Origin of the sequence: Algibacter sp. L4_22, from assembly GCF_023473045.1 — a bacterium.
In the GTDB taxonomy this organism is placed as follows: Bacteria; Bacteroidota; Bacteroidia; order Flavobacteriales; family Flavobacteriaceae; genus Algibacter.
On sequence record NZ_JAMCOK010000008.1, the window covers coordinates 26,829 to 37,513 of the forward strand.

Consider the following 10,685-nt stretch of genomic DNA (forward strand, 5'->3'; position numbering starts at 1 on the left):
TTACCCATGTATCGTTTCCGATTTTCCATAAGTTTGAATTACTTCGGCTTCAAAATCAATTAGTTCTTGCCAGCGTTTATCAACATTTATCGGTTTTCCGTATTTACGGGCAAAGCTTATAAAAGTAGTGTAATGCCCTGCTTCGCTAATCATTAAATCGTGATAAAATTTAGATAATTCGGGATCATTAATTTTTTCTGAAAGGAGTTTAAAGCGCTCACAGCTTCTAGCTTCAATCATGGCGGAAAATAATAGTCTGTCTACCATAGATTGTAAGCGACTACCTCCTTTATTCATAAATTTATAGAGTTCGTTTACATAACTATCTTTACGTTCACGACCAAGCTTAAAACCACGTTGCTTAATGATATCATGTACCATTTGAAAGTGTTCCAATTCTTCTTTAGCCAATTCAAGTAAATCGGTTACTAAGTCTTCGTGTTCAGGGTTTAAAGTAATTATAGTTATAGCGTTAGTGGCTGCTTTTTGCTCACACCAAGCATGATCGGTTAATATTTCTTCAATATTCGATTCTACAATATTTACCCATCGCGGGTCGGTAGCTAATTTTAAACCAAGCATGTTTTTTATTTTTTGTAAAAGTAGTTATTTGTAGGTTGGAACTAAAAGTCTAACTAATATAATTCCAAATATTTTTGTATTTACTTAACGATTTATAAGTGTTTAAAATAGCCAGATTCTCTGGTTTTGATAAACTTTTATCGTCGCTTAATATGGCTTTAGCATGGTGTCTTGCATGTTGAAGAATATCGTTATCCTTAATAATATCTGCTATCTTAAGATCTAAAATACCACTTTGTTGCGTACCCATAATATCTCCAGGACCACGAAGGCGTAAATCGACTTCAGCAATTTCAAAACCATCATTAGTTTTTACCATGGTTTCTATACGCGTTTTACTGTTGGAGCTTAGTTTGTGTCCCGTCATTAAAATACAGTAGCTCTGCTCTGCACCACGACCCACACGACCACGTAATTGGTGCAATTGAGATAAACCAAAACGTTCGGCACTTTCTACAATCATTACGGAGGCGTTAGGCACATTTACACCAACCTCAATAACGGTAGTGGCAACCATAATTTGAGTTTCACCTTTTATAAAACGTTGCATTTCGAATTCTTTATCTGCAGGTTTCATTTTTCCGTGTACAATCGAGATTTGATATTCTGGCATCGGGAAGTCTCGCGAGATACTTTCGTAACCATCCATTAAATCTTTATAATCCATTTTTTCGTTTTCTTTTATAAGCGGATACACGATGTAAATTTGTCGACCTAATTTAATTTCGTCACGAATAAAACGAAAAACGTTTAGTCGATTTTTATCGAATCTATGAACTGTTTTTATAGCCTTTCTTCCAGGTGGCAATTCGTCGATTACAGATATGTCTAAATCACCATAAACGGACATGGCTAAAGTACGTGGAATTGGTGTTGCCGTCATCACTAAAACGTGTGGAGGCGAGGTGTTTTTACGCCACAATTTACTCCGTTGAGCAACTCCAAATCGGTGTTGTTCATCTATAATTGCAAGACCTAAATTCTTGAATTTCACTTTGTCTTCAAGTAGAGCATGTGTACCAATTAAAAGCTGCAAATCGCCATTTTCTAGTTTTTCATGAATTATTCGTCGTTTTGAGGTTTTGGTTGAGCCTGTAAGAATTTCGATGCTAATGTTCAATTCTTTAGATAGCTCAGTTAAACCATTATAGTGCTGGACTGATAAGATTTCGGTTGGTGCCATTAGACAAGCTTGGAAACCGTTATCAAGCGCCATTAATGTAGACATGAAAGCTACTATGGTTTTTCCAGAACCTACATCGCCTTGCAAAAGGCGATTCATTTGTGCATTACTACCTAAATCTGACCGAATTTCTTTTAAAACACGCTTTTGCGCACCAGTTAATTCGAAAGGTAAATGGTCTTTAAAAAATTGATTAAAATATTTGCCTACTTTATCAAAAGGAAAACCTTTTATTTTCGATTTATGAATTAAATTTTTAATAATTAACTGTAGTTGAATATAAAATAATTCTTCAAACTTTAATCGAAATTGTGCTTTAGAAAGTAATTCTTGACTCTTTGGAAAATGGATGTTAAAAAGGGCTTCGCTTTTCGAAATTAATTTTAATTCAGAAAGTAGATTATCGGATAAAGTTTCAACAAATTTTCCGTTTGTATCCAGAAATATTTGCTGCATCGTTTTACTAATTACACGATTTGTAATGCCTTTATTGGCCAATTTTTCGGTTGATGGATAAACCGGTTGCATGGCCGATCTCATATTTTTTTCGTGTTCTGTTAGCAATTCTAACTCCGGATGTGGCATGCTGAATTTACCTCCAAATGCATTTGCTTTTCCAAAAGCAACGTATTCAATATTGGTTTTTAAATTCTCTTTTATCCATTTTTGGCCACGAAACCAAACTAATTCCATCGTGCCTGTTTCATCAACAAAATTAGCAACAAGTCGTTTACCTCGTTTTTGGGCAACTTCTTTAAAACCTGTAATTTTTCCTATAATCTGTATATCGGCATTACTTTGTTGTAACCTGCTAATTTTGTAAAACTGCGTACGATCTATATAGCGATTTGGAAATAAATTCATCAAATCTTGAAACGTATGTATACCAAGTTCCTTACGCAAAGCATCGGCACGATTGGGGCCAATGCCTTTTAAATAATCTATCGGGGTTTGTAGGTAGTTACTTTTCACAAAACTAAACTAGAAATAATTATCAAATTACAATAACTTTGTTGCTTATTTTTAATATTTCATTTTTAAAACATCTATATTGGTTTAGTTTTTGAAAGAATTTATTTATGAGATTGTCTTTGTTAGTATTTATTTTTATTTGGAATTTTTCGTTTGGTCAACAAACCGAATATGTAGATTTTACTACTGCTAAAGCTGATATTTTATTTGGCGATTTATTAAAAAAAGAGGTTGAAGGGAAGATTGTTTATCAATTTGAAATATTAAAAAACACCGATTCCATTTTTATTGATGCTAGAAATTTTAAAAATATTTCTTATGTTTTAGATTCACAGTTTTCTGATAGTCTTTACAATGGGGATCAGCTAATTGTAAAACACCCGTTTAAGGCGAATACAAAGCATTCCATTGAAATTTTATTTAAAACGAATCCTAAAAAAGCCATGTATTTTATAGATTGGGGTTATTCTAATGGAAATAAACAAATCTGGACGCAAGGGCAAGGAAAGTATACAAGCAACTGGTTGCCGAGTTTCGATGATATGAACGAAAAAGTTGAGTTTGATTTAACTATTTTATTTTATAGTAATTATGAAGTAATAGCGAATGGAAAGCTTGTAAATAAAGTCGTTAAAGATCAAACCTCAACATGGCATTATGATATGCAGCACCCAATGTCAAGTTATTTACTGGCTTTAGCTATTGGAAAATATTCTAAAAACACCGAAATATCTAAAAGCGGGATTCCGTTAGAAATGTACTTTTACCCAGAAGATTCTCTAAAATTTGAGCCTACATATCGCTATACAAAGCAAATGTTCGATTTTTTAGAAAAAGAAATTGGTGTGCCATATCCTTGGCAAAATTACAAGCAGATTCCTGTTAAAGATTTTCTATATGCAGGTATGGAAAACACGAGCACAACCTTGTTTTCTGATGCTTTTGTTATCGATTCTATTGGTTTTGTAGATAAGAATTATGTAAACGTGAATGCACATGAGTTGGCACATCAATGGTTTGGAGATTTGGTTACAGAAACCTCTGGAACGCACCATTGGTTACAAGAAGGTTTTGCAACTTATTACGCGCTTTTAGCAGAAGGTGACGTGTTTGGTTTCGATTATTACTATTGGAGACTTTACGAGTACGCTCAGGAATTATTAGAGCAAGATGAAGTAGGAGGAAGCACTTCGCTTTTAAACCCGAAATCTAGTAGCACCACATTTTACAAAAAAGGAGCTTGGATATTGCATTTGTTGCGAGAAAAAGTTGGCGAAGAAGCTTTTAAAAAGGGTGTTAAAAGTTATTTACAGAAGTATAAATTTAAAAATGTTGAAACTAAAGATTTTATAGGTGAAGTAGAGCAGGCAAGTGGATTAGATTTAAGCATGTTTATGCAGAACTATATCGTGAATGTTGATTCTTTTCAATCTGTTTTAAAAAGAAAGTCTGATGAGATATTAAAAAAACAAAGGAATAAAGGTGTTATGTTTTCTTGTAGATTGGCAGAAGTTAACCAAAAGAGTTTTACAGAATGGGATTTACTTTATGGAATGGTGGGGGATTTTGCTCGTGTTGATTTTTTTAAATCATTAGTTAATGACTCATTAATTGATAAGGATAATTTATTTAAAGGTGTTTTAAACTCAAAAGACATTAAAGTTCGTCAAGAGGTAGCTAAATCTATGTCCAATATCCCTTCAGAATTTAAAACAGAATACGAGTCGCTTTTAGATGATAAATCGTATATCACTATAGAAACGGCTTTGTTTAATTTGTGGAGCAATTTTCCGCTACAGCGAAAAGAATATCTTGATAAAACAAAAGGAATTCAAGGTTTTAATAGTAAAAATGTGCGTCAACTTTGGTTGGTGTTAGCATTAATAACGGAAGATTATGAAACCAAAAACAAAGCGGAATATTTTGAAGAATTAACAAACTATACAAGTCCTGAATATGGTTTTGAAATTAGACAAAATGCTTTTCAGTATTTACATCAAATACAAGCTTGTAATACTTCTTGCAAAGAAAATTTGCAAGAAGCTACAAAACATCATAATTGGAGATTTTCAAAATTTGCAAAAGAATTATTAAAGGTTGAGTAATTGTTTTAATCGTTCTAAGTTTTCTAAATGTTAAACATCTTGTTAAGTAAATGATTTAGTTTTAAAACTATATTTAATATTCGTTTTTTTACAAATACAGTTAATAGACTATACTATTTTTTAATTTTTAGAATAATAAGTTTTAAACGAATAATAAGCTATCTATAAATTCTTGTTTATATTTACCCATTAAAATTTTTGAATGAAAGCATTAGTAATATCGGGTGGAGGAAGTAAAGGAGCATATGCCGGTGGTGTGGCTCAATATTTAATGCAACATGAAGGAAGGGAATACGATTTGTTTTTAGGAACATCTACGGGAAGCTTACTTGTGCCTCATTTAGCAGCGGGTAAAATTGATAAAATATATGATGTTTTTACAAACGTGAAGCAGAGTAATATTTTTAGTATAAATCCTTTTGTAATGAGAAAAAAGGGTGACCGAGAGTATGTAACTATCAATTATTTTAACACATTACTTCAGTTTGCAAAAAGTAAAAGGACTTTTGGTGAAAGTAAATCGCTAAAACGTTACTTAAAAAAGCACTTTACAAAAGAGGAGTTCGATTTAATTAGAGCAACCAAAGAAGATGTTGTAGTTACGGTTTCTAATTTATCAAGAAATAGAGTAGAGTATAAGTCTATAAAAGAATTTAGTTACGAAGAGTTTTGCGAATGGATTTGGATTTCATGTAATTACATTCCATTTATGTCTTTAGCTAAAGTTGATGGTTTTGAGTATGCAGATGGCGCTTTTGGCTGTGTTGTTCCTATTCGAGAAGCTATTTTACGTGGTGCTACCGAAATTGATGCCGTTATTTTAGAATCTGAAAATATGGAGTACAATAAAGTACTTGGTAAAAATCCGTTTTCGTTAATGCTTAACTTATTTGGGCACTTACTAGATCAGGTAGAGCGTAGTGATATTACCATTGGTAAATTAGCTGCCAAATATAAAAATGTACAACTTAATTTATATTATACACCATCGAAACTAACCGAAAACTCATTAATTTTTAATAAAAAACATATGGCTACTTGGTGGCAACAAGGTTTTGAATATGCGAAGGCAAAAAGCCATGAAGCTCGCTCTAATGAGTTGCGCCAAGATATTTTACCATAAACTAGAAACTTCTTCTTTTATATAAGATAGAGCAGCATCGGTTGGAGCTAAACGGTCCATCATTTCGGTTAAAAGAACTTCACGTAATTTATTAGCAGAATCGGTTTTTTCGAGTAAGTTGGCTTTTCTAATAAGTTGAATAGTTGCATTTTTTGATGCAGTAATAATGTTCCAACATTTATCACTTATATAGATTTGTTGTGATAAGTTATGTTCAAATTCTTGTTCTATACTTTGTATTAATAGAGATTCATAATTTTCTTTATCTGAAGATGTTGGAGCTACTCTAATAAGTAGTTTTGATGGCGTAATGCGTTCTAAAAAAATAGCCATCCGTTCGTAAGCTTGTAAGCGTAAAGGCAATGCGTTTACTTGCAGATCTTTTTTTAAGAGAAAACGTCTGCGACCATCCTCATTTTTTGTGTGTTCTTTAAAAAAGTAAAAAGCGATAACTCCCGTAATTATAGAAGGAATTATATACATTAAAAGGTTTAAAATTTGCTGTTCCATAAGTTTAATTATCCTCCTACAAACATAAGGTGTTTTTTTATAAAAACATAAATTATCTAATGGTTGAATGAAAACACGGTTTCATTCAACGAAAATATCTATTGGGTAAATACATCTTCATAATCTTAGTAATACACTTTATTTTGCACGTGTTCTTAATTATTATAAGACTTATCGTTAGTAGGATTTTATCAATTTTCGCTAACGTATTTTTTTACTGAAAGGGTAATATTTTCAAGGTGTTATTGGTATAAATAAGAAAAGCATATAAAGTTAGTATTTACTGCTTCTAAATAAATGTTATAAAAATTATACAAGAAGGTTTTTCAACAAAAAAAATAATTTACGAGATGCACCCAGAACTATTCAATTTTTCATTACCAGAATTTTTATCAAATCTATTGGGTGTAAAACATGTTACAGTCTACTCTTATGCTTTTTTAATTGCATTAGGTACTTTGGCAGCAGCTATTTATACTAAATGGAGTGCGAAAAGAGAACTAGGTATCACTAATATTTCTAACACATTTTTTTATCTCATTTTTATAGCGGGGTTTGTTGGCGGAAAGTTATTTTTCTATTTACAAGATCCTTTGCACTATATACAAAACCCCAGTTTAATGCTAGATAATTTCTCTGGCGGTTTTGTATTCTATGGTTCGTTTGTAGTTATTATTCCATATATCATTTGGTATTTAAAAAAGCAGAAGATACCGGTTTTGCCAATGCTAGATATTTTTGCAATTACAACAACCATTGTACATTCTATAGGACGATTAGGCTGTTTTAGCGCAGGATGTTGTTATGGAGCTCCAACAACTAGTAGCTCTGGTTTAATATTCCCTACAACACATGGTGCGTCTGTACATCCAACACAATTGTACGAGGTATTATTATTGGTGTGCATTATGTTAACATTATTAATGGTTAAAAAACACAAACAATTTAATGGTCAAATTTTCTTAATCTATTTGATGCTTTATGCTTTAGGTCGTGGTATTCTAGAGTTTTTTAGAGGAGACGATAGAGGGTTTATTATAGAAAATGTGCTTTCGCATTCGCAATTTATCGGCTTATGCCTTATTTCAATTTCAGCTTATTTCTACTATAAATATTATACACAAACAGATTTAAAAACAATTAATATATAACATTATGAAAAATCGATTTTTAAAAATAATATTACCAATTATGTTATTAGTAACCGCTGTATTTATTATAGGTTCCGGGTGTACTGGTGACCCATCTGGAGATTGGTTTGAAGATGCAGATGGAGATGGTTATGGTGATAATGGAAGTTATAATAGTCAATATGACCAACCTCAAGGATATGTAGCAGATAATACAGATTGTGATGATACCAATGCAAGTGTTTATCCTGGAGCAACAGAAATTCCAGATAATCTTATAGATGAAGATTGTAATGATTTACACGCTTTTACTTTTTATCATGATGAAGATGGTGATGGTTTTGGAAATTCGGATGTTTCAGAAGTTATTGAGATCGTTTTAGGAGAAGGTGCTCCAGAAAATTTTGTGACTAATAATGCAGATTGTAATGATAAAGATCCTAACATAAACCCTATAGCAGACGAAATTTATAATAATGAAATAGATGACAACTGTAACGGAGAAATTGATACAGATGATATTACTTATGTAGATGATGATGGCGATGGTTACGGTTCTCAAGTACAAGCAGAAAAAGAGGGTGTTTATAATGCTTTAGATTGTGATGATACCAATAGTAAAATACATCCGTATGCTTTAGAAATTAAAGATGGTATTGATAATGATTGTGATGGAATAGTAGATGAAGTTTCTTAAATAATTAAAAAAAGAATCAATTAAGGGGTAACAATTTCTTAGTTGCTTTGATATAAGGGAAATATATAATAAATATAAAAATAAATTAACGATTATGAAAACAACTATCAAAACGCTTTGCCTATTAGTTTTAACACTAGTTTTATTTAACTGCGATAATGATGATGGCAATGCAGACAATCAAGATGAATGTAATTTTGCCGGGTTTACTTTTTTAGATACTTCAGATAATACGCAAACATTAATTGCGGAATCTGATCTAACCACCGATTTCTTTTACACATCATCAAATGGGCCAGAAGTAGAGATATATAAATCTAGCGACCCAGGGAATTTTTGGTTTGTAACATTAGTTGTAACAGACGGGGCAACTGGAGTAGGACAATTAAGTGTTAATGGTACAATCCATACTGTAAATGTTGCTTGCCAAAGAGCCGGTAATGCCATAGGAGAAGAATTTAGATATGATATTACTGGTGGTGGTGTAGAAGCTGAATACTGCGTAATTATTGACTTATACCATTAATAGAAAAAATAAAAATAACGATGAAAATAATAAAAGCACTTTTAATACTTCTTACTATTTCAATGTATAGTTGTGATAATAATGATGACGCTCAAACCGATCCAGCAAACCCAACAGATGGTTTTACACATAATGGCACATTTTACGAAACGGCCAATGCTTATTTTGAAGTAGATGAAGATAATAACCCTCCAGATCAATACAACTTTTTCTTCATTGATGGGCGCATGGCAGATGGCGATTCTAGCACGGGAGCTCCAGCAGATGCTAACGAGTATATATTTACATTAAACACGTCTAACTTTGTGTTCTTTAATTTAACAGTTGAAGATAATCCAAGCTTAGCAAATTCTGCACCAACTGCAGGAAATACGTATGTCGGTGATCTTTATCATGCAACAATTAATTCAACTCCAGATACTGTGATAGTAGAAAATTATACAGGCACTTTTGAATCTTTAAGTACGCCTTATTTTATTGATGGAGTTGAGTATGGCAATCCATCTTCAGATGATTATACTAATGCTCAAGGCCCAGGAAACGCTACGCCTACATTAACGATAAATGCTATTAATATTGATGGTTTCAATCCAGAAGAAAGCACGATTGATGTGGATTATGTTTATGTGAATCACCTTGGTGAAACATTTACAGGACACTATGAAGGTACTCTAGGTGTTTTTCAAGATTAAAAGGCATATTAAAATTTAATAACAAAATTCAATCAAGGTTTTGGTAATTCCATATCTCTTTAAAAATGCATAAAATGAAAAATATATTTATTTTATTACTCTTATTATCCTTAGGAACATCGTGTGATAATGATGATGGTAATGCAACAAACGAGTCGCAATGTAACTATCAAGGTTTCTCATATTTCGATAGCAATAACGATCAAACTTTGATTCCAGAAACGGAGTTAGATACACAATATTTTCCCAATGCAAGTAACGGACCTTATGGTGCGCCAGGAATAGAAATAGCATCATTTACAAGTTCTCCAACCTTGTTCTTTACAACCAATGTTATTGAATTAAACGAAACTGGCCCAGGTTGGATTTCAATAAATGGTGCTGAATTAGAGGGAGTAACAGTAACCTGTCAACGAGCAGGAACAGCAGTAGGCGATGAGGTACGCTTAGATGTTATTTATGGCAGTATGGAATTGGAGTTTTGCGTAATAATAGATGAGGTTTTATAAAACTATTTTTTAGATGAAGAACAACTGAAATACCTAATCAGTTTTAAAGATATCAATATCGATAATAAAAAACAACAATAATGAATTCAATTTTAAAATCAGTAAGCTTAACCGTTATATTGTTATTAATGTACAGTTGTAGTAGTGATGATGCATTGATCTCTACAGGTAATACCGATGAGTATTTTAAATACACTATCAATAACGGAACAGAAAGGGTTTTCGATTCTTATGCTAAAGGCTGGTTTACTACAAATACTAATTCAGTATACCAAAAGTTTTCTTTTAGAGCAGGTGCTGAAACAGCATCAGGATCAAGCCCCATTTTAGACGGCAGTTTTTCTTTTCAAGATTTCAACGCGTTTACATCTACTACCAATTTTACTTGGGGAGTTTCAGATGGTGTTACGGGTAATTTTTATTTTACAGATATTTTTGCAGGAAATGTGTTTATTTCTAGTACAACAAATTTACCAAGCACACCTATTATGTGCACAGTTACAGCACACCCGGTAATTGTAGGCGATTATATAGAATTTACCTTTTCTGGAGATTATATTGATGCATTAGATCCTGCTATTCAAGGTTATGTAGAGGGTGAAGGTAGAGTATTACGAGAAATAGATCAATAAATACTTAAAACCCTTACTTTTGTT

At 32.3% G+C, this 10,685-nt stretch carries 11 protein-coding genes; 8 read left to right on the forward strand and 3 right to left on the reverse strand.

Annotated features, from left to right (window positions below):
- On the reverse strand, positions 1–582 hold the full coding sequence (locus tag M4I23_RS17520; RefSeq protein ID WP_158851242.1) for a tRNA-(ms[2]io[6]A)-hydroxylase: 582 nt from the start codon (positions 580–582) through the stop codon (positions 1–3).
- Between the two features lie 49 nt (positions 583–631).
- Entirely contained in the window at positions 632–2,737 is a 2,106-nt protein-coding gene (gene recG, locus M4I23_RS17525) for an ATP-dependent DNA helicase RecG (RefSeq protein ID WP_249755256.1), read from the reverse strand.
- Positions 2,738–2,844: 107 nt separating this feature from the next.
- On the opposite strand from recG, the gene M4I23_RS17530 reads away from it, so the two are divergent.
- Together M4I23_RS17530 and M4I23_RS17535 are read left to right on the forward strand one after the other, a co-directional pair.
- On the forward strand, positions 2,845–4,842 hold the full coding sequence (locus M4I23_RS17530; RefSeq protein WP_249755257.1) for a M1 family metallopeptidase: 1,998 nt from the start codon (positions 2,845–2,847) through the stop codon (positions 4,840–4,842).
- A 202-nt stretch (positions 4,843–5,044) separates the two neighbouring features.
- Positions 5,045–5,965 (forward strand): patatin family protein, encoded by a 921-nt coding sequence (locus tag M4I23_RS17535; protein ID WP_249755258.1) that lies wholly within the window; start codon positions 5,045–5,047, stop codon positions 5,963–5,965.
- Here M4I23_RS17535 and M4I23_RS17540 read toward each other — a convergent pair.
- Positions 5,957–6,475: a hypothetical protein gene (locus M4I23_RS17540; protein WP_158851235.1), complete on the reverse strand. Its 519-nt coding sequence runs from the start codon at positions 6,473–6,475 to the stop codon at positions 5,957–5,959. The genes M4I23_RS17535 and M4I23_RS17540 overlap by 9 nt on opposite strands.
- 350 nt (positions 6,476–6,825) lie before the next feature.
- Between M4I23_RS17540 and M4I23_RS17545 the strand changes: the two genes are divergently transcribed.
- The 6 genes from M4I23_RS17545 to M4I23_RS17570 all read left to right on the forward strand — a co-directional run bounded on the left by M4I23_RS17545 (position 6,826) and on the right by M4I23_RS17570 (position 10,661).
- Positions 6,826–7,626 (forward strand): prolipoprotein diacylglyceryl transferase, encoded by an 801-nt coding sequence (locus M4I23_RS17545; protein ID WP_249755259.1) that lies wholly within the window; start codon positions 6,826–6,828, stop codon positions 7,624–7,626.
- A 4-nt stretch (positions 7,627–7,630) separates the two neighbouring features.
- On the forward strand, positions 7,631–8,302 hold the full coding sequence (locus M4I23_RS17550) for a putative metal-binding motif-containing protein (RefSeq protein ID WP_249755260.1): 672 nt from the start codon (positions 7,631–7,633) through the stop codon (positions 8,300–8,302).
- A gap of 94 nt (positions 8,303–8,396) precedes the next feature.
- Positions 8,397–8,828, forward strand: a complete 432-nt coding sequence (locus tag M4I23_RS17555; RefSeq protein ID WP_158851229.1) for a hypothetical protein — start codon at positions 8,397–8,399, stop codon at positions 8,826–8,828.
- 20 nt (positions 8,829–8,848) lie between these two features.
- Complete coding sequence (locus M4I23_RS17560; protein WP_249755261.1) at positions 8,849–9,520, forward strand: hypothetical protein; 672 nt, start codon at positions 8,849–8,851, stop codon at positions 9,518–9,520.
- 74 nt (positions 9,521–9,594) lie between these two features.
- On the forward strand, positions 9,595–10,029 hold the full coding sequence (locus M4I23_RS17565) for a hypothetical protein (protein WP_249755262.1): 435 nt from the start codon (positions 9,595–9,597) through the stop codon (positions 10,027–10,029).
- An 80-nt stretch (positions 10,030–10,109) separates the two neighbouring features.
- Complete coding sequence (locus M4I23_RS17570) at positions 10,110–10,661, forward strand: hypothetical protein (RefSeq protein ID WP_249755263.1); 552 nt, start codon at positions 10,110–10,112, stop codon at positions 10,659–10,661.
- The last annotated feature ends 24 nt before the right edge of the window (positions 10,662–10,685 follow it).

Excerpts from the sequence above, each read along its gene's own strand:
- M4I23_RS17520 (WP_158851242.1), bottom strand. The coding sequence starts at position 582 with ATGCTTGGTTTAAAATTAGCTACCGACCCGCGATGGGTAAATATTGTA.
- M4I23_RS17530 (WP_249755257.1), top strand. The coding sequence starts at position 2,845 with ATGAGATTGTCTTTGTTAGTATTTATTTTTATTTGGAATTTTTCGTTT.
- M4I23_RS17535 (WP_249755258.1), top strand. The coding sequence starts at position 5,045 with ATGAAAGCATTAGTAATATCGGGTGGAGGAAGTAAAGGAGCATATGCC.
- M4I23_RS17540 (WP_158851235.1), bottom strand. The coding sequence starts at position 6,475 with ATGGAACAGCAAATTTTAAACCTTTTAATGTATATAATTCCTTCTATA.
- M4I23_RS17545 (WP_249755259.1), top strand. The coding sequence starts at position 6,826 with ATGCACCCAGAACTATTCAATTTTTCATTACCAGAATTTTTATCAAAT.
- M4I23_RS17550 (WP_249755260.1), top strand. The coding sequence starts at position 7,631 with ATGAAAAATCGATTTTTAAAAATAATATTACCAATTATGTTATTAGTA.
- M4I23_RS17555 (WP_158851229.1), top strand. The coding sequence starts at position 8,397 with ATGAAAACAACTATCAAAACGCTTTGCCTATTAGTTTTAACACTAGTT.
- M4I23_RS17560 (WP_249755261.1), top strand. The coding sequence starts at position 8,849 with ATGAAAATAATAAAAGCACTTTTAATACTTCTTACTATTTCAATGTAT.
- M4I23_RS17565 (WP_249755262.1), top strand. The coding sequence starts at position 9,595 with ATGAAAAATATATTTATTTTATTACTCTTATTATCCTTAGGAACATCG.
- M4I23_RS17570 (WP_249755263.1), top strand. The coding sequence starts at position 10,110 with ATGAATTCAATTTTAAAATCAGTAAGCTTAACCGTTATATTGTTATTA.